Annotated in this window: 17 protein-coding genes; 7 read left to right on the top strand and 10 right to left on the bottom strand. The window is 63.7% G+C overall.

The features are described from left to right. Positions 1-3 precede the first annotated feature (3 nt). From VSR68_RS09690 to VSR68_RS09680, 3 genes are all read right to left on the bottom strand, one after another. Positions 4-1,239 carry an efflux RND transporter periplasmic adaptor subunit gene (locus VSR68_RS09690; RefSeq protein ID WP_342939625.1) on the bottom strand — a complete coding sequence of 412 codons (1,236 nt, stop codon included), beginning with the start codon at positions 1,237-1,239 and terminating at the stop codon, positions 4-6. After that, the gene (locus tag VSR68_RS09685; RefSeq protein WP_342939624.1) at positions 1,232-4,483 is read right to left on the bottom strand and encodes an efflux RND transporter permease subunit; all 3,252 of its coding nucleotides are present in this window, start codon (positions 4,481-4,483) and stop codon (positions 1,232-1,234) included. The genes VSR68_RS09690 and VSR68_RS09685 overlap by 8 nt, the downstream gene beginning before the upstream one ends. A 602-nt stretch (positions 4,484-5,085) precedes the next feature. Then, positions 5,086-5,394, bottom strand: coding sequence for a DUF4148 domain-containing protein (locus VSR68_RS09680; RefSeq protein ID WP_342939623.1), 309 nt, complete (start codon positions 5,392-5,394; stop codon positions 5,086-5,088). A gap of 367 nt (positions 5,395-5,761) precedes the next feature. Between VSR68_RS09680 and VSR68_RS09675 the strand changes: the two genes are divergently transcribed. Together VSR68_RS09675 and VSR68_RS09670 are read left to right on the top strand one after the other, a co-directional pair. Next, positions 5,762-6,004, top strand: coding sequence for a hypothetical protein (locus VSR68_RS09675; RefSeq protein ID WP_342939622.1), 243 nt, complete (start codon positions 5,762-5,764; stop codon positions 6,002-6,004). Between the two features lie 75 nt (positions 6,005-6,079). Then, positions 6,080-6,601, top strand: coding sequence for a hypothetical protein (locus tag VSR68_RS09670; RefSeq protein ID WP_342939621.1), 522 nt, complete (start codon positions 6,080-6,082; stop codon positions 6,599-6,601). A gap of 128 nt (positions 6,602-6,729) precedes the next feature. On the opposite strand, the gene VSR68_RS09665 is transcribed toward VSR68_RS09670, so the two are convergent. After that, positions 6,730-7,734 carry a chemotaxis protein CheB gene (locus VSR68_RS09665; RefSeq protein WP_342939620.1) on the bottom strand — a complete coding sequence of 335 codons (1,005 nt, stop codon included), beginning with the start codon at positions 7,732-7,734 and terminating at the stop codon, positions 6,730-6,732. 37 nt (positions 7,735-7,771) lie between these two features. On the opposite strand from VSR68_RS09665, the gene VSR68_RS09660 reads away from it, so the two are divergent. Continuing rightward, on the top strand, positions 7,772-8,080 hold the full coding sequence (locus VSR68_RS09660; RefSeq protein WP_342939619.1) for a hypothetical protein: 309 nt from the start codon (positions 7,772-7,774) through the stop codon (positions 8,078-8,080). A 139-nt stretch (positions 8,081-8,219) separates the two neighbouring features. Here the strand turns inward: VSR68_RS09660 and VSR68_RS09655 are convergent, their stop codons facing one another. Both VSR68_RS09655 and VSR68_RS09650 read right to left on the bottom strand, forming a co-directional pair. After that, a complete protein-coding gene (locus tag VSR68_RS09655; RefSeq protein WP_342939618.1) occupies positions 8,220-12,395 on the bottom strand; it encodes a CheR family methyltransferase in 4,176 nt (1,391 codons plus the stop codon). Positions 12,396-12,993: 598 nt separating this feature from the next. Continuing rightward, positions 12,994-15,297 (bottom strand): FdhF/YdeP family oxidoreductase, encoded by a 2,304-nt coding sequence (locus tag VSR68_RS09650; RefSeq protein ID WP_342939617.1) that lies wholly within the window; start codon positions 15,295-15,297, stop codon positions 12,994-12,996. 155 nt (positions 15,298-15,452) lie between these two features. Between VSR68_RS09650 and VSR68_RS09645 the strand changes: the two genes are divergently transcribed. Beyond that, a complete protein-coding gene (locus tag VSR68_RS09645; protein WP_342939616.1) occupies positions 15,453-16,043 on the top strand; it encodes a hemerythrin domain-containing protein in 591 nt (196 codons plus the stop codon). Between the two features lie 90 nt (positions 16,044-16,133). Here VSR68_RS09645 and VSR68_RS09640 read toward each other — a convergent pair whose 3' ends face one another. Beyond that, positions 16,134-16,691, bottom strand: a complete 558-nt coding sequence (locus VSR68_RS09640) for a hemerythrin domain-containing protein (RefSeq protein WP_342939615.1) — start codon at positions 16,689-16,691, stop codon at positions 16,134-16,136. 198 nt (positions 16,692-16,889) lie between these two features. On the opposite strand from VSR68_RS09640, the gene VSR68_RS09635 reads away from it, so the two are divergent. After that, the gene (locus tag VSR68_RS09635) at positions 16,890-17,258 is read left to right on the top strand and encodes a hypothetical protein (protein ID WP_342939614.1); all 369 of its coding nucleotides are present in this window, start codon (positions 16,890-16,892) and stop codon (positions 17,256-17,258) included. Positions 17,259-17,280: 22 nt separating this feature from the next. On the opposite strand, the gene VSR68_RS09630 is transcribed toward VSR68_RS09635, so the two are convergent. Continuing rightward, the gene (locus tag VSR68_RS09630) at positions 17,281-17,898 is read right to left on the bottom strand and encodes a hypothetical protein (protein ID WP_342939613.1); all 618 of its coding nucleotides are present in this window, start codon (positions 17,896-17,898) and stop codon (positions 17,281-17,283) included. Positions 17,899-18,394: 496 nt separating this feature from the next. Between VSR68_RS09630 and VSR68_RS09625 the strand changes: the two genes are divergently transcribed. Both VSR68_RS09625 and VSR68_RS09620 read left to right on the top strand, forming a co-directional pair. After that, positions 18,395-20,743, top strand: coding sequence for a PAS domain S-box protein (locus VSR68_RS09625; protein ID WP_342939856.1), 2,349 nt, complete (start codon positions 18,395-18,397; stop codon positions 20,741-20,743). A gap of 56 nt (positions 20,744-20,799) precedes the next feature. Then, positions 20,800-21,591: a phytanoyl-CoA dioxygenase family protein gene (locus VSR68_RS09620; protein WP_342939612.1), complete on the top strand. Its 792-nt coding sequence runs from the start codon at positions 20,800-20,802 to the stop codon at positions 21,589-21,591. A 49-nt stretch (positions 21,592-21,640) separates the two neighbouring features. Here the strand turns inward: VSR68_RS09620 and VSR68_RS09615 are convergent, their stop codons facing one another. Further along, complete coding sequence (locus tag VSR68_RS09615; RefSeq protein ID WP_342939611.1) at positions 21,641-22,804, bottom strand: mandelate racemase/muconate lactonizing enzyme family protein; 1,164 nt, start codon at positions 22,802-22,804, stop codon at positions 21,641-21,643. Positions 22,805-22,898: 94 nt separating this feature from the next. Continuing rightward, the gene (locus VSR68_RS09610; protein ID WP_342939610.1) at positions 22,899-24,263 is read right to left on the bottom strand and encodes an MFS transporter; all 1,365 of its coding nucleotides are present in this window, start codon (positions 24,261-24,263) and stop codon (positions 22,899-22,901) included. Position 24,264 lies beyond the last annotated feature (1 nt).

Raw genomic sequence — 24,264 nt, 5'->3', positions numbered from 1 at the left:
TGTTCACGACGCCGCCTTGCCCTTGGACTGAGACGGCGTCTGCGGATGCATCACCTCGACATGATCGCCGTCGTTGATCGAATCGCTCGGGTTGATGATCACGCGGTCGGTCGGCTCGATCCCGCTTTCGATTTCGAGCGTTTGCCCGAGGTCCTGCGCGATCACGACCTTGCGCAGATGCACGACGCCGTTGCTGTCGACGACGGCGAGCCGCGGCCCTTCCGCGCGAAACAGCAGCGCATTGCCCGGCACCGTCAGTTGCGCGCGTGCGCCCGACGGCAACGCCACCTGCACATAGGCGCCCGGCCGCAGCTTGCCGTCCGGATTGCGCAACGTCACTTCGATTTGCAGCGAACGCGTGGTCACGTCGATCGCGCCGGAGATGTTCGTGATGCGTCCATCGAACTGCTGCCCCGGCAACTCGGCCTGCGTCACGACGACGTCCTCGGCGACCTTGATGTTCTGCGCGTAGGCCTGCGGCAATTGCACATACACGCGCAACGGATCGGACTGCGCGAGCGCGAAGAGCGCGCGGCTCGTGCCGCTGCCCGCGTCGATCAGATCGCCGACATCGACGTTGCGCTGCGTGACCACGCCCGCGAACGGCGCGACGATCCGCTTGAAGCCTTCGAGCTGGCGCAAGCGCTTCACGTTGGCCTCGGCAGCGGCGAGATTCGCAACGTCCTGCAAGTAGGTGCTTTGCCTCTCGTCGAGTTCCTGTTGCGAGACGGCGTCGCGCTGACGCAATTGCTGCCAGCGCTCGAACGAACTCTTCGCGAGCCCGAGGCTCGACTGGATCTGATCGCGCTGCGCGACGGCCTGCGCGAGTTCCTGATCGATCTCGGGCGTATCGAGTTCGGCGAGCAGTTGCCCTTCCTTCACGCGCGCGCCGATGTCGGCGTACCAGTGCAGCAGATAGCCCGTTGCGCGCGCATAGATCGGCGACTCGACATAGCCGCGCAGCGTGCCCGGCAACACCGTCATGTTGCTGCCGTCGTTGTCCTTCGGCGTGACGACATCGACATACTGCTTCGCGTTCTGCTGCGTCATCTGCGCGACCGAGCGGTTCTGCATGATGTTTGCGACGACCGTGCGCAACGCGCCGATGGCGAGCAGAATCAGCACGATCAAGACGGCGATTTTCGCGCGCCGCCATTCGATGTGGCGCGGCGGCAGCGCGTGGCCATCCTCCGTTTCCCGCGCGGGAATCGCTAGCGAAGAATGCGTGTTCTCAGTCATCTCGGCCGTCCGTCGTCGAGCTGTGTCCGTTTCCGTTTCGGTCGTGTCGCTGATCTCGTTCATGAGCGTCGCGGTCCTCTGATTGATTGTCCTGCTCGCGCCTTGCCTTGCGATGCGCGAGCCGGCTGTGGATGCCCGCAAACAGAAGAGGCACGAAGAAAAGCGTCGATACCGTGGCGAACAGCAGCCCGCCGATCACCGCGCGCCCGAGCGGCGCGTTCTGTTCCGCGCCTTCGCCGAGTCCGAGCGCCATCGGGATCATGCCGATGATCATCGCGAATGCCGTCATCAGCACGGGCCTGATCCGGCTCGCGCCCGCTTCGAGCGCGGCCGTCAACGGCGGTGCGCCCGCCGTCAGACGCTGGCGCGCGAACGCGACCATCAGAATGCTGTTCGCCGTCGCGACCCCCATCGTCATGATCGCGCCCGTCAACGCGGGCACGCTCAGATGCGTGCCCGTGAGGAACAGCATCCACACGATGCCCGCCAGCGCCGCCGGCAATGCGCTGACGATGATGAGGGGATCGATCCACGACTGGAAGTTCACGACGATCAGCAGATAGACGAGCACGATCGCCATTGCCACACCGATGCCGAGCCCGAAATACGACGTGCGCATGGTCTGGACCTGGCCGCGTATCGTGATGCCGCTGCCGCGCGGAAGCGTTGCGCGTGCCTGATCGACGAGCTTCTGGACCTGCGTGTCGACGCCGCCGAGATCGCGCCCTTCCACGCTCACATACACGTCGATCACGGGACGGATGTTGTAGTGTGTGACCATCGCGAACTGGGTTTGCGGCGAGACCTGCACGAGATTGCCGAGCAGTTGCGTCGGCGCCGTCGACGTCGCCGATACGGGCGTGCGCAGCAGTTGATCGACGGACGAGATCTGGTATTGCGGCGTCTGCACGGCGACGTTGTACTCGACGCCATTGCGCGGATTGAACCAGAAACCCGGCGACGTCTGCGAACTGCCCGACAGCGAGACCAGCACGTTCTGCGCGACGTTGTTCGCATTGAGATTGAGCTGCTGCATGCGGGTGCGGTCCATCTGCAGATTGATGACAGGCTCGTCGAGCTTCTGCTGGATGTGCGCATCGACGGCGCCCGGAATCGTGCGAATCTGCTTCAACAGCTTTCGCGCGGTCTCGAGATTGCCTTCCTGATTCGACCCGACGATCTGCACGTCGATCGCGGCAGGCAAACCAAAGTTGAGAATCTGCGTGACGATGTCGGCGGGTTGAAAGAAGAACTCCGTGCCCGGAAAACGTTGCGGCAACAACGCGCGCAAGCGGTCGATATAGCCGAGGCTCGGCTTGTGGTCCTCGTTCAGCGCGAGCAGGATTTCGCCGTCGAGCGTGCCGATGGTGCCCGCATTGCTGTACGAAAGATTGATGCCGCTATACGGCAGGCCCAGATTGTCGAGCACGGTGCTCAGTTCCTTCGCAGGAATGACCTCGCGCACCACTTTCTCGACTTCGTCGGCGAGCCGCGCCGTTTCTTCGATCCGCGTGCCCGTCGGCGCGCGCATGTGCAAACGTATCTCGCCCGCGTCGACGCGCGGAAAGAAGTCCTCGCCAAGCGCAAACGCGAGGCCCAGCGAGAGCACGCAAAACGCAAGGAACATCGAGCCGAACAGCCGGCGCCGCACGAGCAGACTGCTCAGGACCATGATGTACGCCGCGCGCATCGTCTCGAAGCTTGAGTCGAAGCGGTGATACAGGCGCATGAACAGATTCGGCTTTGCACGCGCTTCGCGCTTGTGCGCGTGGCCCATCAGCAGCATTGCGAGCGTCGGCACCAGCGTTCTCGACAGCACATACGATGCGAGCATCGCGAACACGACGGCTTCCGCGAGCGGCACGAACAGATAGCGCGCGACGCCCGTCAGGAAGAACATCGGCACGAACACGATGCAGATGCACAGCGTCGACACGAGCGCGGGAATCGCAATCTCGCCCGCGCCGTCGAGAATCGCGTCGTGCAGATTCGTGCCCATGTGCAGATGGCGCTCGATGTTCTCGATCGTGACGGTCGCGTCATCGACCAGAATGCCGACCGCGAGCGCGAGACCACCCAGCGTCATGATGTTGATCGTCTGCCCGAGCGCATGCAGCGCGATCAACGAAGTGAGGATCGAAAGCGGAATCGAAATCGCGATGATGCATGTGCTGCGCCAGTTGCCGAGAAAAAGCAGAATCATCGCGGCCGTCAGCGCGGCGGCAATCACGGCCTCGCGCACCACGCCGCGAATCGCGGCCTTCACGAACACCGATTGATCGAACAGGGGCGTGACCTTGAGATCGGACGGCAGCGCTGCCGTCGCGTTCGGCAGAAGCGAATGCAATGCGTTGACGATCGAAAGCGTCGATGCGCTGCCCGTCTTCAGGATCGAAATCAGCACGCCACGCCGGCCGTTTTCGCGCACGATATTCGTCTGCGGAGAAAAGCCGTCGCGCACATGCGCGACTTCGCGCAGATACGTCGTCGCGCCGTTCACCGTGCGCACGGGAATTTCGTTCAGGCCGGCGACCGTCGTCGGCGAGCCGTTCATGTTGATCGTGTATTCCTTCGGTCCGATCTTTGCGGTGCCCGTCGGCAGAATCAGGTTTTGCGCGTTGACGGCATTGACGACATCGAGGGGTGTCAGCCCTTTCGCGAGCATCGCGCGCGTGTCGAGATCGACGGAGATCAGGCGCGTCTTGCCGCCATACGGATACGGCACGGCCGCGCCCGGAATCGTGACGAGCTGCGGACGCAGGAAGTTGAGCGCCGTGTCGTTGAGATCCTGCTCGGAGAGCCGCGTGCTCGACAGGCCCAGTTGAATCACGGGAATGCTCGAAGCCGAATAGCTGATCACGAGCGGCGGCGTCGCGCCCGGCGGCATCTGCTTCAGTTGCGCCTGCTCGACGGCGACCGTTTGCGCGATCGCCGTCTGGATGTTCGCGTTCGGCTGCAAGAACAGCTTGATGATCGCGATGCCCGCGAGCGATTGCGACTCGATGTGCTCGATGTCGTTGACCGTCGTCGTCAGGCTGCGCTCGTTGACGGACGTAATGCGATTGGCCACGTCCTGGGCGGACAGACCCGTGTAGTTCCAGATGATGCTGACGACGGGGATGTTGATTTCGGGCAGCACGTCGACAGGCGTCGTGAACAGCACGAAGGGTGTCGCCAGTACGATCAGGATGGCCATCACGATGAACGTGTACGGCCGCTTCAATGCGAGATTGACGATCCACATACAGGCTTGGGTATCCGTTAAGAACGCGCAATGGTGACGTCCGGCAGCGGCGTCACTTTTCTCTGCGCGTCCGCGGCAACCAGGTGTTCATGCTAGTGCGTCAGGCCCAACAAACCGGTGACGCGAAAATGGCAGTTTTGCCATCTTCGCGAGATGGGATCTTTCGAGTGCAAACGAAAGGCCAACAAACAGAAAGCAACGTCGCGTGAATTGACGGTGGACGCTGGAGTTCGTGCTCGACGGATCGGGTGAGGGACAGTTCGATGACGCCTCGCTACACGCGCGTGCGCTGGCCGATCGACTTGGAGTGCTACACGTCGCGACGAAGAAAAACCGCTATACGTGTGCATCAAAAAGCGCACAGACCACGAAGGTCTGTGCAAAGTCGTCGAGAAAGCCCGACGACGGAGGTATTCGACATGTTCGGCCCGCTATCGTGTTCTAGCGCGGATGGTCACGCGCGCGTTGTCACGTTATAGCGAGCCCTTTTCTAAACGATGCGCGCGGGCGGAGCCGCGCGTTCAAAGCAGCGATGATGCAGCGACGACAGGATGCGATCAATGTCCGATCAATGTCTCGTGGAACGCGTGCGCAAGCCCATGTCAGGGACGGTTATACATCGCGTTCCAGTCGGCTTGCGACACAGCCGGGCGGCCCGCTGCCGACGAACCGCCCGTCACGCCGCCGACGCCCGTCGCCGCATTCTGCGCAGCCACTTTGGCTTCGGCAGCCTGGATGTCGGCAGGGTAGTTCGGATCTTCGCCACGGGACGGGTTGTAGCCGGCCTTTTCGAGCTGGATCAACTCGGCTCGCACCTGTGCGCGCGTGACCGGCTGGTTCGACTGCGCGAACACGGCGACGGGAGCGGCAAATGCAGCGGCAACGACGACGGCTTGAATCAGCGACTTCATGGTGACTACCTCCAGACTTTGCTTTGGTCCTTTACGAACAGCCCTGTTCGTAATCAGTGACGACAGTCTAGGTATGTAGCCGCTTAAGATTAAGACGGTTACCAGGAAAGGATTGTTGTGGCGGACGGGTTAACCCTGGTGCGAAGCGTGCTGTCGTGGCCCTCGATTTGCGACGGCTGATTCGCGGCTGATTGGCGACTGATTGGCAACGAACCAGCAGCGAACCGGCAGCGAACCAGCGGCTCGCTTTCCGCCAAGCGCGGCCCATCGCATCGGGCGCGGGATTTGCGCCCGACCCAATGCGCTGTCTGACTCGACATTCGCGCGATGCGTCACGACGGCGCTTCTTTGGCTACCGGGAGGCAACATGCAAACGGAAGACGTTACTGAGTACCGTGGTTGCGTGATCCGGCCGGTCGTTACGGCCACCGAAGGCGGTCGCTATGCGGCGGCCGCCATCGTCACGGACCGCGAGGGCGAGACGCGGACGCTCGGCGTCGACGGTGATTTCGCCGATTCGCAGGAGGCTCGGGACCAGGCGATGGAACTCGCGATCGCATGGATTCAACGACGCAACATCGTGTCGGACCACTACGTGAGACGCGGCTAATGCGAGCGCGGCCACTTCCCTGTCGGGCGCGTGGACATGGCACCACCTCAGCGATGGGCGACGGAAGGACGACTCATGCCCACGCGCGATGAGACCTCGCTGTTTCGCGTCGTCGAATGGGCGGTGGTCGCGCTATACGACGGCGGCGTGCTGTCGCCGGCGGTGCTCGAGCGCGTGCTGACAGCGTTCGTCGGCGCGAAGGCGAACTGGAACGCCGAGCTTCAGCTTCGCTCGGCCGATGGTCACACGTTGCACGAGATCATCGCGATGACGATGATGCCAGGACGCGCGCTGCGCAATGCCGCGGGCGATTTCGCGCAGGTCATCGCACATATCGGATCGGTCGGCACGGATGGCGAGTCAGCCTCCGATGCCAACGCATCGTCCGGACATACGCACGAAGAGGATGAAAGCGAGGCCTCGGAACAAGACGAAACACTGGAGCAACAACTCGGCGCAGCGAGACCGGGACGGCCGAAGCGATCGAAACAGCGTGCGCGCCCGGCAAGCGGTCGTGCGTCTGACGCGCCGTCTGATTCTCCAGCGTCCACAGGCTTCAATCCGTTTTTGAATGCGAGGCCACCGCGCAAACGCTGAACTGTCGAATGGCGCTTAAGTACGCAATTCGCTTCGGTTCACGCGCGTCCGCGCGGTCGCACATCGAGTCGACCGAACGTGTGTAGCATGGCGGCGGCTATCGCCGAGCCGCAGCACAGCACAGCAACCTACAGATCGTGCGCCAGCTCCTCGCTCACGGCATTGCGAAGCATGCGCATGAGCTTTTCGCCTTCTTCGATCCGCGCCTGCTCGATGCCGATCTGAGCGGCATCACCCGTGCGCTCGGCCGACCTTTGCCGCTCCCTTGCAAAGATTACGCGCTCGTGCACCGCGCGTATCGCGGCGCGTATCGCGTTCTCCGATTCCTTCGAGTACCCGTCGGCAAGCGAAAGTGCGTTGAATGCGTGCCCCGTATGGCAGCGGTAGCGCAGAGGCCGGTCGTCGCCGACCCGCCATAACGCGCCGCCGCAGTCCGGGCACGTCAACGACGAACGCACCCCGATGCGATCGAGTTCCTCGGGCGTAACGATCCCTTGCTGCGCCAGGCGGGCCTCGAGATCAAGCTGCTGCTCGCTGCTCATCGCTGGTTCCTCCTGCTGACGAAGCGCCGCGCCCCCGATCGCCGCCATGATGTTGCGCGCGAGATCGTCGACCGTCGTGACGCTGTCCGCGCCCGCCGATTTCATCGCCGAGCGCGGCATCGACGGCGCTTCACAATCGGCTGGGTCCTGAACGATGCAAAAGCCGCCGTGCGCGCGGACAGTCGCTAGCCCCGCTGCGCCGTCGTCCAGGTCGCCGCTGAGCACGACGCCGACCACGCGCGGGCCATAGTGCACGGCAGCCGAGCGGAACAGAGGATCGGCTGCCGGCCGCGCGAAGTTTTCGGCCGCGCCTTCGTTGAGCCCCAGAGATCCGTGCGACAGGACCATATGCCGGCCAGGCGGCGCGACATAGACCGTGCCGTTGACGAGCGATTCGCCTTGGACGGGATGGCGTGCGGGCATCGGCCCCCACTTCGACAGCAACTCGGGCAGCACGCTTTCGTGCCGGCCGATATGCAAGACGATGCACACTGCGGCTGGCAAATCCCTGGGCAACCTGGATACCAGCGTCCTGAGCACCGCAAACGCGCCACGCGATCCGCCAATGACAACAATATCTCGCTGCTTCATAGACCCTCCTCGGTACGAACCAGCATAAATCGAACCTGTGCGCAAAGAACCGGATGCAACGTCGCGGGGAACGGCTCCGCGCGTCGACAAAAACGCGAACCGCTTCCCTGCGTCGATAGACGCGGATCATCTGACGCGGGCCGACCAGCACATCGCGGCCGCAAAGAAACGCATCGAGACGCAACAGCTGTTCATCGAGCACCTCGCGCGCAACGACGGCGTCAAGGCACACGCCGAATCGCTGCTCGCGCTGATGCAGGAAACGCTCGCGCAGTTTCAGTCATACCGCCGCGCCGCCGAGAACGCGCAGCAGTCGCTGGCGAACGGTGCGGACGCGCGACGATAGTCGCGAGGCTCGCGCGTTGCGTCGTCGCGCGGCCGCGTCGGACAGAGGCGAGCCACACCCGTCGCCGACGAGGAAACGACGGGCGCGGCGACATCGCGTTCGCGTCGACGCGCCGCCCGCTCCCGCCGCTATTGCGCCATCACGAACCGGCGGCCGGCGCAGTGGAGGTCAGCAATGCATGCAGTTTTTGCAGCAGTTCCTGGAAGTCGATAGGCTTGCCGACCAGCGCGTCGAAGCCCGCGTCGATGGCCGCCTGCCTGTCCGCCTCGCGGTTGAGTCCGATGATCGCGACCGTCCCGATGCGCGCGCGTTGCGGATCGGCCTTGATCTTCCGCACGAGAGCGTACGCGTCGCCGGCCGACGCGCGCACGTCCGCGATCAGTACGTCGACGGGTCGGTCGGCGAGTGCGTCCCATGCCTGCGCTTCGCCCGGCACGGCCGTCACCGATGCCTTTTCCAGTTCCAGCAACGCCGTCAACGACGACACGAAGTCCGCATCCTCCTCGACGATCAACACGCGCGCGCCCGCAATCGTGTATTGCGCCGACGACTCGTCGCGCGGCGGCGCATGGGTCTCGTCCATCGCCGGAAGCCAGACGCTCATCGTCGTGCCGCGTCCTGGGCCGTCCGAGTGCGCGGCGACGCGTCCGCCATGCATGTCGACGAGCTGCCTGACGAGCGCAAGGCCGATGCCGAGGCCTCCGCGCATGCGGCTGCGCGCGCCCTGGCGGAACATGTCGAAGACGGAGGACAGCTCAGACTGTTCGATGCCTTCGCCCGTATCGGCGACGTCGACGCGCATCATGCCCTGTTCGCGCGTCAGGCGCAGATCGATCCGGCCGCCTGCGCGCGAAAACTTCAGCGCGTTCGACACCAGATTCCATATGATCTGCTCGCACCGGACGGAATCGGCGAGCACCATCGCGGGCTGCTCGACGCCCGTCGCGGACACGACGACGCCGCGTTCGGCCGCGTCCGCCTCGCACGACTGCACGATGCCGTTCACCGTGGCGGCCAGATCGACGGGCCCGAGATCGAGCGTGAGCTTGCCGGTGTTCACGCGCGAGAAATCGAGCAGGTCGTCGATGATCTGCGCCTGGCTGCGCATCGCCCGGCGAATCGCGTCCGCCGTTTCGCGCACGGCTTCGATGCCGCGCGTCTCGGGCAGGCGCGGCAGCATTTCCGCCTTCACGCCGATCAGGTTCAGCGGATGTTTCAGCTCGTGCGACAGCACGGCGATGAAATCGTCCTTCAACTGATTCGACAGCGACTCTTTCTGGCGCTCGGTGCGTTCCCTCGCGAGCGCGGCCTCTTGCGCGTCCTCGCGCTCCTTGCGCTCGGTGAGGTCGCGCGCGATCTTCGCAAAGCCGGTAAACGACGCATCGCGGATCGGCGTCACGACGCCGCTGCAATAGACCCTGCGATGATCCTTCGTCACGTGCCAGCGCTCGTCGTCCGCGCGTCCGTCCTTCGCGGCTGTTTCGCGCTCGTGCGCGGGCACGTTTGCCGTGCGATCGTCGGGCTGATAGACCAGTTCGATATCCTTGCCCAGCACGTCGGCCTCGCCGTAGCCGAAAATCCGCTCGGCGCCCGCGTTCCAGCTCACGATGCGTCCCGACGGGTCCTGCACGATGATCGCGTAGTCGTTGGTCGACTGCGCGACGAGCCGCAGCCGCTGTTCGCCGATGCGAGCCTGCTCTTCCGCCTCATGCCGCTTCGTGATGTCGATCAGCGTCAGCACCGCGCCGTCGATCCGGTCATCGGCCGTGCGGTACGGCAGCAGGCGCATCAGATACCACTTGCCGTCGTGGCTTTGCACTTCGCGCTCGATCAGCTTGAGGCTTTCGAACGCTTCCTTGACGTCTTCCGCGAGCGTCGGATGCTGGAGCGAATGCGTGATGTCGAACAGCGACCGCCCGATGTCCGAATCGATCAGCTTGAAGATGCGCGTTGCGCTCGGCGTGAAGCGCTTCACCTGGATCTTCTTGTCGACGAACACGGTCGCGATGTCGGTCGAAACGATGATGTTCTGCAAATCGTCGTTGGCCTTCGCGGTGTCTTCGACGCGCGCCTGCAACTCGGCGTTGACGGTCGTCAGCTCTTCGTTGACCGACTGCAATTCCTCCTTGCTGCTTTCGAGTTCTTCCGTCGCCGAACGCAGTTCTTCGTTGATCGCCTGAAGCTCTTCGTTCGACGCCTTCAATTCCTCGACGGAAGTTTCATACTGCTCGATGGTGGTCGCCAGCTGTTCGCGGCTGTGCTGCAGCTCCTGTTCGAGCTGCACGAGCACGGGGTCCTGGCCTTCGTTCTCCGATTCGCCTTCGTCGGTCATCCGCTCCTGCACTTCGTCGAACAGCACGATGAAGAAGTCCGCGTTCAGGCCCGTGTCATGGAACGGCCGCACGGTCATGTTGATCCACGTCGGGCGGCCGTCGCGCATCATCTTGACACGCCGCGCCTCGACGCTCGCGCCCGTTTGCAGCGCGCGAAAGAGCGTCGTGCGCAAGTCGAGCCGAAGCTCGGGCACGACGACGGCCATGATGTTCGTCGACGGCTCGCCGCCCGCGTGCCGCAGGAATCGCCCGACGTTGTCGGACAGATGCACGATCGTCGAGTCGCGATCGACGATCACGCTCGGCGGCGCATACTCTTCGAGCACCCGTTGATGCAGCGCCGAGAACGAGAAGTTGCGGCGCTCGGGCGTGCTCGGGGGCGGCGCCGATGCGCCGCTCGCGGGCGCCTCCTCATGCAACGTCGAAGTCGTCACCGACAGCGACGGAAAGCCGACGGCCGGCTTCACGCGATTGACGGCCGGCTTTGCGCGGTAGATGCGGTTCTTCTTGTCGACGATCGCGAAAAGATCGTCGGCGGCATCGGCCGACTCCGCCGTGCCGAGAAACAGATAGCCGTCAGGGCGCAGCGCGAAGTGGAACAGCTCCAGAATCTGCCGCTGCACCGCGCGGTCCAGATAGATGAGCACGTTGCGGCACGAAATCAGATCGAGATGCGAGAACGGCGGATCGCGCAACAGGCTGTGCGCGGCGAACAGAATGCGTTCGCGCACCGTCTTCACGATCAGATAGCGCGCGCCTTCCTGCGTGAAATAGCGCCGCAAAAGCTCGGCCGGCACGTCGCTCGCGATGGTGCTCGGATACGAGCCCGTGCGCGCGCGCACGATCGCGGAGTCGTCGATGTCGGTGGCGAACACCTGCATCGCGGCGGCCGAGCCCGCCGCTTCGCGTGCCTGCGCAAGCAGGATCGCAATCGAGTACGCTTCCTCGCCCGTCGAGCAGCCGGCCACCCATACGCGCACCTGGGCTTCGCTCGTCGCCGAGCGGAACAGCGACGGCATCACCACGCGCTGCAACACGTCGAATGCCTCGCGATCGCGGAAGAACTGCGTCACGCCGATCAGCATATCCGCGAGCAATGCCGTCGTTTCCTCGGGCGTGTTGCGCAGGAACGTGCGATACGCTTCGAGGTCGCGCACGCCGTTGACCTGCATGCGCCGCTCGATGCGCCGCAGCACGGTCGCGCGCTTGTAGTGCCGGAAGTCGTGGCCCGTGCGCACGCGCAAATGCATCAGGATGTCTTGCAGCGCGCGCTCCGATCCGCCGCGCGGCTGGTCGTCGGTCTGCTCGGCCGCCAGCTCGGCGTTGTCGGGCAACGGCAAGCGGATTTTCTGCGCGTTGTTCCACAATTCGAGCAGCCGCTGCGGCATCTCTGCAACGGGCAGCACGATGTCGACCTGGCCCGTCGTGATCGCGTGATTCGGCATTTCGGGGTATTCGGCGTCGTTCGGCTCCTGTGCGATCGTCACGCCGCCGCTTTCCTTCACGCGGCTCAGTCCAGCCGCACCGTCCGAGCCCGTACCCGACAGCACGATGCCGACGGCGTGCATGTCGTGCGCATCCGCGAGCGTGCGGAAGAACTCGTCGATCGTCACCGTCGCGTGGCTGCGCTTTTCGCGCTCGCCGACGCGCAGATATCCCTCGGACAGCCATAGCTGCTTGCCGGGCGCGATCACGTAGACGTGGTTCTTCTCGATGGCCGTCGTGCTCGTGACCTGCGTGACGGGCATGCGCGTCGCGCGTTGCAGGATCTCGTCGGCGTGACTGGCGTGCTCCGGCGACAGATGCAGGATGATCACGAACGCCATGTCCATCGTGGCGGGCGCATTCTCGAAGAACCGGATCAATGCCTGCACGCCGCCCGCAGACGCGCCTATCCCAACGACGGGAAACGGCAGCGTGCTGTGCGAGGAGGCCGTGCCGGAACCGCTCGCTTCCGGGCTTTGCGATGTGCTTTTGCTCATACTGAAACCTACCCTTTACTCGGATTCCGCGCGTGCCCGGTTCAGTCGATGACGGGCAGTTCGCAAGCGCGCCGATGGATGTTGGGAAATGCGCGTCCATTCGGGAAGGCGGCGGCGCGAGCCGGGAGCCGAACGGCGGCTGCAATCGGAGCCTTTATAACAAATTTCTCGTGACGGCCACCGATCATTGTCGATCAAATCGACCGACGTGCGCAAAGTGCGATGCGTTTGCAGTCAACGGAAGGGGAAAGGCGGCGACGGGCAGCGGGAACGCGTGCTGGTCGTACCGATGCGCTGTGCGCCCGGGGTGAGTAGTTGCAGCGCAGCAAGACGATGGGTGAACAGCGTCGGCAAGGAGCGTCGCCAGCGACGCTCCTTGTATTCGCTCACGTCGAAGCGCAGCGGGAACGGGCGGGAGCCAGCGGGTCATCACGGCTGTGGCCGCAGGCCGCTGCTCTCTGGCCGCGCGGCTGCGAACGCTTGTGAGCGACCTGAGCGGCTGTGACCGCTTGCAAACGCTACACGGTTCGTTGAAAACATCGCGGCGTGGCGCGGTGCGAGCGGCACGCCGCGCCACGTGCCAGTCAGGCCGCAGCCACTACGCGGCCGACATCCGCTCGACGGCCGTCACCCTGACGGGTATCGACTTCGCGCCCGGCACCTTGCTTTCCTTCGCGTAGTGCCACAGAGGCAGCAGCGGATTGCACTCGGGATAGTAGCCGCCGATGCAGCCAGCCGGAATGTCGTATGGCACGACGGACAGTCCTTGCACCTTGCGCTCGATCCCGTCATCGGCGATGGTCTCCAGCGTCACGCGATCGCCTTCGCGCAACTCGCGCTGCGCCATGTCGGCGCGATTCATCAGCAGCACCATCCGCGTTCCCTTGATGCCGCGAAAGCGATCGTCGTGGTTGTAGATCGTCGTGTTGAACTGGCTGTCCGCGCGCAGCGTCATCAGGCGCAAGGCGCCGGGCTCGCGCTCGGGCATGTCCGGGTCTTCGCCCAATGCCTCCGTCACCATGAACTCGGCCTTGCCGCTCTTCGTCTGCCACTTGCGCTCGCGCGCGGGCATCGGTCGCGGAAAGCCGCCGGGCGTCCACATGCGCGCATCGAAGTCGTAGAAGGTTTCCGGATACGTCTCCGCAATGGCCGCGCGCACGCGCGAGTAATCGTCGCGCCATGCATCCCAGTCGACGGTCGAGCGTTCCTGCAGCGTCGCCTTCGCGATGCCCGCGATGATGAACGGCTCGGAACGGATGTGCGGCCCCGCCGGCTCGATGACGCCTTTCGAGCCGTGGATGCACGCCGTGCTGTCCTCCATCGATACCGCCTGCTCGCCGCTCGCCTGCCGGTCGATCTCGATGCGGCTCAGGCACGGCAGGATGTACGACACCTCGCCGTGCACGAGATGACTGCGATTGAGCTTCGTCGCGATGTTGACGGTCATGCGCAGACGGCTCCACGCGGGTTCCGTCTGGCCGCGATCGGGCACCGACCGCACGAGATTGCCGCCCAGGTTGACGACGGCGCGCACGTCGCCCTTCACCATCGCCTCGAACACTTCGACGATGTTCATGCCTTTCTCTCGCGGCGGCTCGAACGAGAACTGCTTGGCCAGCTTGTCGAGCGGCGCGAGCTCGGGCTTCTCGGTGATGCCCACCGTGCGTTGTCCCTGCACGTTCGAATGGCCGCGCACGGGCGACGGTCCCGCGCCGGGCTTGCCGATGTTGCCGCGCAGGAACAGCAGGTTGCACAGCATGCGCACGTTCTGCACGCCCATCCGATGCTGCGTGAGCCCCATGCCGTAGTGAACCATCACGGCGTTCGCTTTCGCGTATTCGGTCGCGGCTGCTTCGAGTGCATCGCGCGACAGGCCGCTCACCTGCTCGATGTCGGCCCAGCTCGTCTCGCGCGCGTAATGCGCGAATGCTTCGAAGCCTTTCGTATGCTCGTCGATGAAGCTCACGTCGAGAACGCGCGGACGGCCTTCGCGAACGGCCTGATCGTCGGCGTCGATCACGGCCTTGCAGATGCCGAGAATCGCAGCCGTATCGCCGCCCGTCTTCACCTGATGGTATTGCGTGCTGATCTGCGTTTCGGCGGGTGTCAGCATTTTGCCGGGCGATTGCGGATTCGCGAAGCTGATGAGACCCGGCTCTTTCAGCGGATTGAACGTGATGATGGGCACGCCGCGCTTGCGCGCATCTTCGAGCTGATGCAGCATGCGCGGGCTGTTGGTCCCCGTGTTCTGCCCGAAGAAAAACATCAGATCGGTCTTTTCGAAGTCCTCCAGCGAGATCGTGCCCACGCCCACGCCGATTGCTTCTTTCAGTCCGACGCTCGTGCTTTCGTGACACATGTTCGAGCTGTCGGGGAGATTGTTGGTGCCGTACATCCGCGCGAACAACTGAAGCATGTACGACGTTTCGAGCGATGCGCGCCCCGATGTATAGAACACCGCGCGGCCCGGATCGATCGCGCGCAGCTCGCGGCCGATTTCCTCGAATGCGTGTTCCCAGCTGACGGGCACATAGCGGTCCGTCGATGCGTCGTAGCGCAGCGGCTCCGTCAGGCGCCCCGCTTCTTCGAGATCGTGATCGTGCCATGTCAGCAGTTCGCGAACCGTATAGGCGCGAAAAAAATCGGACGTGACGCGCTTGGCCGTCGTGTCCCATGCAGTCGCTTTCGCGCCGCTCTCGCAGAACTCGAACGCATGCGGCGACGCGGGCTTCGCCCAGGAGCAGCTGACGCACATGTATCCATCCGGCTTGTTCTGGCGCAGCAGGATCGCACTGTCTTTCAATGCGACTTTTTCCTGCGTCAGGATTCTCACCACGGACTTCAGCGAACCCCATCCGCCCGATGCCCACGGGTAGGCCGGGTTCTTCGTTTCCTTGCTCATTCGTCGCTCCGCGTCGATTACCTCACAACGTGATGCCCGAGCAATCGATGTTCCTTCGGCGCGGCCATCGAATTCATCGTCACGAATTCATCGGCGTGGTTGAGTGGAACGGGACATGCTCAACGCTTTGCCTGATCCCTTCGATACCTGATGCCATGTCCACCACGAACAGCTCCATGTCCCCGACGATCACGACGATGATCCGTCTCGACCATACGCACGTGATTTCCGCGTTTCATCGATACCGGAACGAAACCGCGTGGTGGCGCAAGCGCGCGATCGTCAATTCGGTTTGCGCGGCACTCGAGATTCACGCGCAACTGGAGGAAGAGATCTTCTACCCCGCACTGGCCCGCGTCGATCCGGACAACGACACGCTGAAAAGCAGCCGTGCCGAACACGATGCGATGCGCGAGGTGATCGATACGTTGCGCGGCATGGGCCCGGAGAATGCTGCATACGATGCGCTCTTCATGCAACTGATCCGCGAGACCTTGCATCACGTCGCCGATGAGGAAACGACATTGCTGCCGATAGCGGAACGCTCGCTGAAACACGAGCTAAGAACGCTGGGCGCACAGATGACGCAAAGGCGCATGCAGTTGCTCGGCGAGCGTCCCGTCGAAATCGCCGTCAATACGGCGGGCACGTTCCCCGTCGCAACGGCGTTGCTCGCAACAGTCGTCGCATGCGGAATGCTCAAGCTGTTCAGCGGCAATCACCGTGCGCGGGCGTCGCATGCGTGAGCGTGCTTGAGGGGCCGCTTATCAGATAGACGCGCGGCATCCGCGCGCGCCGACGCTGCGCGCGGCGACGCGTGACTGCATGCACGAAGCTCACGCCGAGCGGCCGAACGAAAGCGACCTGTCGCCGACGAGCTTGCTGCCCGCCTGTTCGAGCTTCTTCACGAGTTCGGCCTTTCGTGCGCCGAGCTTGTCGCCGAGTGCGACGAGATCGATTCCGCGCTGACGCAATTCCGGAAACAGCGCCGACTCTTCTTCCTCGATGTGATGGCGAACGAGTTCGGACATCACCTTGAACGACGCGTCGAAGCCTTCGTCGCCGGGCTTCAGCGAATCGAACTTTTCGACGAGCGTCTTCACGAGATAGTGCTCGACATAGGCTTCGTTCACGTCGAGCACGTCGTGTTTGCCGAGCGCCTTGTGCGCAGCGGGGTACAGAATCTCTTCCTCGATGATCGAGTGTACGGTCAGCTCTTCGCATGCGCGCTGCGCGAGCGTGCCCTTCGCTTCGAGATCGTCGTCGCGTGCTTTTTCGAATGCATCGAATAGCTTTTCGACGGCGCGATGATCGCTCTTCAGCAATTCGATCGCGTCCCGTCCGGGGCTGTGCGCCGTCGGCGCGGCAACGGGTTTGTGTGCGGCCTCATTCATGATTGGCTCCGTGAAGTGCGTTTGCTGTGAGGAATTGCGGCGGCGTGTATTGGCCGCTGCGACGCGTGATGTGTCGCGTCGAATCAGCAATGGGCGTACCTCGCGGGCAAACGAATCACAGTGAGGCCGCGCGGCTCGCGCGCGGTCGGGCTGGAACGGCCGTTGCGCGAACCGGGGCATTCAACCGGGGATAAAGCCATGACAGATCGAAACGCAGTCACCCATTCGCCGCGGCGCCCGTTCCGCCTGTTCGCGCTCGATGACCGGGTACTCGCGCAAAACGCGGATGGCAAGCTGATCGGCATCGGCGCAATGACTCGCGACGGCGATCGCTGCGTCGTTCGTCTGGACATAGACGGAATCACGACGCCGCCGCAGCCCGATCCCGAGAGCGCGCTCGCCGCGCTGAAACCGCTGCTCATGTTCGAGTATCTCGATGGACTCTTTACGGCCGTGGCGGCTGAACATCCGCACGCGCTGCTCGAAGGATGCCCTTCCGTCGTGCTGGTGCTCGACGAACCCGTGCCGCCGTCGACAGGCCCGACCGACGCGCCGCACCGCTTCTAGCTGCGTTCACCGCCAGATGCGTTCACTGCTGCGCGACTGCAAGTCCTGCGTCACCTTGCGGCGCGATCGTGAAAGGAGGGACTACGGCGACGTGGCCGGCGATGACCTGATCGAGTGCAATCGCTATCTGAGCGATGCCCGCCGGATCGCTCACCACGCGGTCGAACGCGACGGGCTGCAAATTCGCCAGGCTGCCGCGTATCAGCGCGACGATGGGCAGCGGCAAAACGGCATGTGTGATTGCGTCGAGAAGCGCCCGGTCGCGGGCCATCGCGCGATCGACGCTCACGAGAACCGCCGCATAGGCGGACTCGCGCAGCGCCCCGTAAAGCTCGGCGACGCTGCATCCCACCGCCGCGTAACCTTGTGTCCTCAGCAGCACGGCCAGGGATCGCACGACCTGATCGGAGCGGCCCACGACCAGGACGTTGCTGCGCGGCACGCGCGAACGCGGCGCGTTCAAGAGCGCATTGCCGCGCAAGGCCAGTTCGGCCGACAGCCAGACGAGCCTCGCCCGCTCGTACGCTTGCCGGGCCTCGACGACCGCTAGCGAATCGGCCGGATAGCAACTGGCCACACGCTGCACGCGCTCGAAAGCCTGCTCCAGACGCGCGAGCGCTACGTCAAATTGTTTGTGCACTGCATCGCCATCCGCGTTCGCAGCATCCATGGGTCGCCGAAACGAAACGACTTCGTTGTTAAGAGCCTTTGACGTCGTGAGCGATCGGTCAGGCATGGATCGAAGGCTTGCGAACGAATGCCGGCAGGAATCGCCCGCATCGAATAGCGGACGACAACCCCGCGCCGACTATTCACGCACATTACGGATTTCTGTCGCAAGCCGGCGAATGCCTTACCGTGTGGCCTCGTTAGCGAAAAGCAGGCCAATGCTCAAGTTGTATCCTAATGCAAAAATCCGCCGACGCAACGGCTCACGACGATGCCGTCATGGCCGGCGGGCCAGCGCTGCACGACGGGCTGCGCCATCTCCGCTACGATAGGCAGGTTCGAGCCGGGCGAGATCGTCTCAAGGGCAACAAACTGAAGCTCGAAGCTCAGGCATGAAACGTGCTGAAAATTTCGATTCGCCATTGGCGACGCTCGACATGAACCACCGGAAGAACGGGGAGACGACGATGCAAGACGACGACCAGGGCGATCTTTCGCTCCCGGAAGACTGGTGCCGGCGATGGGTCAGCTCCGTTCGCGACTATGCAGTGATCGGGCTGTCACGCGACGGCACGATCAGGACGTGGAACGTCGGCGGCGAGCAGATTCACGGCTTCGCGCGCGAGGAAGTCATCGGCCGGCATTTCGACATGTTCCATACGCCGGAAGCGCGTGCTCAAGGCGCCGCCGCGGCCGCCCTCGAAACGGCGCGGCGCACGGGACGCTCCGATTCCGAAGGCTGGCGGATCCGGCGGGATGGCTCGCGCTTCTGGGCCAGCGTCGTGATCACGGCCTTGAAAGACGAACAGGGCCGCATTGCCGGCTTTGCGAAAATCGTGCGCGACATGACGGACAAGCGAATCGCTCACGAAGCCGTCGTCGAAAGCGAGCAGCGCTTCCGGATGCTCGTCAACGGCGTCACGGACTACGCGATCTTCATGCTGTCGCCTGACGGCACGATCACGAACTGGAACGCCGGCGCGTGGCGAATCAAGGGCTTCAGCGCGGAAGAAGTGATCGGCTCGCACTTCTCCCGTTTCTACACGCCCGAAGATGTGGCAGCCGGACTGCCGGAACGCGGGCTGTCGACCGCCGCAGAGGAAGGACGCTTCGAATCCGAGGGATGGCGCGTGCGCAAGGATGGCAAGCGCTTCTGGGCACACGTCGTAATCGACGCGATCAAGGGCGAAGACGGCGCGCTCGTCGGTTTCGCGAAGATCACGCGGGACATCACCGAACGCCTGGAGGCCAGCCGGCAGCTCGAAGAGACCCGCACGGCATTGTTTCGCGCCCAGAAGATGGAAGCCGTGGGCAAGCTGACGGGCGGCGTCGCTCACGATTTCAACAACCTGCTGCAGATATTGCGCGGCAATCTCGAACTGCTCGACAGCCGGCATCACCGCGATTCGTGGACGCGCGAGCGGGTCAGCAAGGCCATCGACGCGGTCGACCGCGGCTCGAAGCTCGCGTCGCAACTGCTGGCGTTCGGCCGCCAGCAACCGTTGCAGCCGGTGGTCATCAATCTGGCGGCGGCGCTTCGCGGCATGGACGATCTGCTTCGGCGCGCGCTCGGTGAAACGATACGTGTCGAGACGGTCGTCGCGGGCGGATTGTGGAACACGCTGGTCGACATCCATCAGCTCGAGAACGTGATCCTCAATCTCGCGATCAATGCGCGAGACGCGATGCCCGACGGCGGCAGGCTGACGATGGAACTGTCGAACGCAATGCTCGACGACGAATACATCGCGACCGTGCCCGATGTCGCTGCCGGACAATACGTGATGCTGGCCGTCACGGATACGGGAACGGGCATGCGGCAAGACGTCGTCGAGCGCGCATTCGATCCGTTCTTCACCACCAAGCCCGAAGGCCAGGGCACGGGTCTCGGGCTGAGCATGGCGTATGGCTTCGTGAAGCAGAGCGACGGCCACATCAAGATCTACAGCGAGATCGACCACGGCACGACGGTCAAGATCTATCTGCCCCGCTCGGCGAAGCCGGCCATCGAGCCGCCGCCGCGAACGCGCGCGCCCGTGAGGGGAGGAACGGAGACGATCCTCGTCGTCGAGGACGATCAGAAGGTGCAGACGACCGCGATCGACACGCTCTCCGAACTCGGCTACCACGTGCTGAAGGCCGACGATGCGCAACAGGCGCTGACCGTGCTGCGAAGCGGCGTGGACGTCGATCTGCTGTTTTCCGACGTCGTGATGCCCGGCCCCGTTCGCAGCACCGACATGGCGGCACAGGCCGCCATGCTGCTGCCGCGTCTGAAGGTACTGTTCACATCGGGCTATACGCACAACGCAATCGTCCACGGCGGCAGGCTCGACCCGGGTGTCGAACTGCTCAGCAAGCCCTATAGCCGCGAGCAGCTCGCGCACAAAGTCAGGCAGATGCTCGACAGCGGGAAAGACGCGCTCGCAAATAACGGTGCCGTCATCGAGCGGGCCGATTGCGCGCAGACGCTGCGCATCCTGCTCGTCGACGACGACGGGAATCTGTCGGAAGCGATCAACGAACTGATCAGCCTGCTCGGCCACGCGCCGAAATTCACCACGTCGCCTGAAGAAGCGCTCGGCTGGCTGCGCGAAGAGCCGTTTGACGTGATGATCACGGATCTCAGGATGCCGGGCATCGATGGCATCGAACTCGCCAGGCAGGCGGCTGAGATTCAGCCGTCGATACGCCTCGTGTTTTCGTCGGGCTACGAGATGCCGGCTGTGCCAGCGTTGCCGTTTCGCTGGGCCGCGCTGCGCAAGCCATTCACGCTCGAAGAACTCGGCGCCGTATTGCAGGGCTTCAGCGACTGACGCGCGGACCGGCCCGTGGCCTGTTGCGTCGACAATGACATCGCAGGAGACATCGAATGAGCCGTTATACGACTACGGAAATCGATTCGCTCGCGCAGCAATTCGACAGAGACGGCATGGTGATTTTGCGCCAGCACTTTCCGAAGGAAACGCTGTGCCGATGGCAAGAGGCATTCGACGCGCTGCTCGATGAACGCATCCAGTCGAACGCGACGGCCGTCCGAGGGCAGAACCGGCATTACATCACGCTGCCTTTCACGGGCACTTTCGCCGACGAGACGATTTTCGCGGACCCCGACGTGCTGGGCATCGTCGAGCGCGTCGCGGGCGACGACCCGGTCATGTGCCAGCTTGCCTCCGATACGCCGCTGCACGGCTCCGACTATCAGGACATACACCGCGACACGCCGGCGCTCTTCGACGGCTTTGCTGAAACGCCGTCGTTCCAGCTGGCGGTCAACTTCCCGCTGTGCGACGTGACGCTCGACAACGGGCCATTCGAAACGACGATCGGCACGCATCGGATGCACGCCGATGAAGCGATGCAAGCGTATGCGAAAGGACACGCGCCGTTGCAGGCGATCACGATGGAACTCGGCGACGTGATGATCAGAGACGTGCGCGCCTTGCACAGAGGCACGCCCAACCGGACGCAGATCCCGCGGCCGATGATCGTGATCGGCTACAGCCGAAGCTGGTACTTCCGGCCCGAAGTGCGCATCGACGTTCCCGAAAGCGTCTATCGATCGCTGAGCGCCAGAGCCCGGCGACTGCTCCGGTACATGCCGCGCGTGGACAGTGCCGACGGCAATGCCGCCGGCGAGAGCTACACGAAGTTCGCCTATTGACCGACGATGCGCCTGCAAAGCTACAAACGGCGCATCGTCCGCGAGCGCTTTACTGGTCGATGACGAAGCCGTCGAAGTGCGGCCGCATCGAAATCGGCTTGACGAGCGGCGGCCGGATTTTTTGCGCGTCGGGCAGCAGCGCCATGCCGAGCCCTGGTCCGCTCGGAATATCGACGAAGCCTTCGCGCGGCAGCGGCACCTTGTCGACGATATCGCTGCCCAGATGCTTGCCAGTCGATTCGAACACGCCCGCCTCGAAGCCCGTTGCGTATTCCTGAATCGCGAAGTTCGGAATGGCCGCGGCCACTTGCAGACAAGCAGCAAGACCGATCGGCGACAGCGGATTGTGCGGCACGACCTGAACGTGATGCGCTTCGGCCATCGCCGCCACTTTCTTCGCGCCCGTGATGCCGCCGCACACGGCGACATCCACGCGCGCATATTCCACCGCGTTGCGCGCGAGCAGCGCCTGGAATTCATAGATCGTGCAGAAACGTTCGCCCGTCGCGATCGGCACGCGGATCCGGTCCGCGACACGCGCCATCGCGTCCGCGTTCTCGGGGCGGATCGGATCTTCGACGAACATCGGCGTGTCCTGTTCGATGCCGTTGGTGAACGTCACCGCTTCGGCAGGCGTGAGACGGCGATGCAGTTCGACCAGCAGATCGACGCGGTCGCCCACCACTTCGCGCATCCGGTGCACGTTCTCGATTGCATCGCGCATCTTGCGGATATGGGTCTTGAAGTAGACCTTGTCGTTGCCTTCGTCGAGGAACGGGTTGATATGGCCGAACGCGTTGAACCCCGCCTCCATCTTGCGCTGACATTCCTCCAGCACTTTTTCGATCGTGCTTTCGTAGATGTGCCCGTAAATGCGGGCCTTTTTGCGCGCCGGGCCGCCGAGCAGTTCGTAGATCGGCACGTTGAGCGCCTTGCCCTTGATGTCCCACAACGCGATGTCGATGGCCGAGATCGCCGCGTTGATCGCCAGCCCCTGGAAGTAGCTGAAGCGATGCATCACGTTCCAGTGATGCTCGATATCGAAGGCCCGCTTGCCGACGAGATATTCGGCAAAGCGCTGGATCGCCGTGCCCGCCGCTTCGATATGCCCCCAGATGCCGGCTTCGCCGTAGCCCGTGATGCCTTCGTCCGTATCGATGCGCACGAACATGAACTGGCCGACGTGCAGCGGCTCAACCTTGGTGATCTTCATTTCTGCTCCTGTGCTCATTGCTTGTGTTCATTGCTTGTGTTCATTACCTTCTGACATCCGAAAAACGCTGTACGTGTGTGCGGATCAGCGTGGATCAGCGCGCATCGTGCGAGACGGCGACCGGGCCACCCGACACCGTGCTTTCTTCTCTCGCGGGACCTTCGAGCGTGCGGCCCCGCGTTTCAGGACCGAGCAACACCGACACCGCCGTAATGCCGCCGAGCGCCACCACGTACCACGCGACCAGATGCGGCGAGCCTTGTCCGGCGGCCAGCAGCGCGACGGCGATCATCGGCGCGATGCCGCCCGAGATCGGCGAGGTCACTTCGCGGGCCAGCGAGAAACCCGTGTAGCGCACGCGCGACGGGAACATCTCCGCGAGCCACGGGCTTTGCGCCGAGGTCATCATCGTCTTGGCGATCGACGACACGAGGAAGAGCCCCGTATAGATCCACACGAGTTCGCCCGTCTGCAACATCGAGAAGAACGGGAAAATGGCGATGCCCGAGAGCAGCGCGCCGCCCATATAAATGGGCTTTCTGCCGACGAGGTCAGAGATCCAGCCGAATAGCGGCACCGTGATGAATTGCGCGGCGGTGCTCCACATCAGCGCGGTCACGATCGTGTCGCGCGACATGTGCAGTTGTTGCGTCACATAGACGATCACGAACGATTCGTAGATGTACGCGAGCGAGTTGTCACCGAGACGCGCGCCCCACGCGCACAGCATCGGCCGCAAAGAGGTCCGCAGCACTTCCGTGATCGGCGCGCGCACCACCGCCTTGTTACGGCGCAGTTCCTCGAATACGGGCGTTTCCTTGAGCCGGCTGCGCAGCAGCAGACCCATCGCCACGACCACTGCGCTGAGCAGGAACGGAATGCGCCAGCCCCATGCCTCGAAGCTGCCTTTCGACATCGACGACGAAATGTGGAAAGTCGCGAGCGACATCAGCAGGCCGAGCGCGACGCCCGTATAAGGCAGCGAGCCGTACAGGCCGCGCCGCTTCGCGGGCGCGTACTCGATCACCATCAGCACCGCGCCCGCGTACTCGGCGCCCGAGCCGAGACCTTGCGCCGCGCGCAGCACGCACAGCAGCAGCGGCGCCCATACGCCGACGGCCGCATACGTCGGCAACAGGCCCATCAGCGTGGTCGAGCCGCCCATCAGCAGCAGCGTGATGATCAATACGGCCTTGCGTCCGATGCGGTCGCCCAGGCGCCCGAAGATGACGCTGCCCGCAGGCCGCACGATAAAGCCGATCGCGAAGCTCGCATACGCGAGCAGCGTGCCCGTCAGGTGGTCGTACTTGGGGAAAAACAGATGGTTGAATAGCGTCGCCGCGGCCGTGGCGTACAGGTAGTAGTCGTACCACTCCATCGCCGTGCCCACGATCGCGCTCAGGGTTGCGTTGCGAACCGCCCGCCGGATTTCCGGCGTCATACGTGCTGCGCTTTCCACG

It is taken from the genome of Paraburkholderia phymatum, from assembly GCF_038900715.1.
Lineage (GTDB): Bacteria > Pseudomonadota > Gammaproteobacteria > Burkholderiales > Burkholderiaceae > Paraburkholderia > Paraburkholderia phymatum_A.
This window is presented reverse-complemented; position numbering and strand designations above follow the sequence as displayed.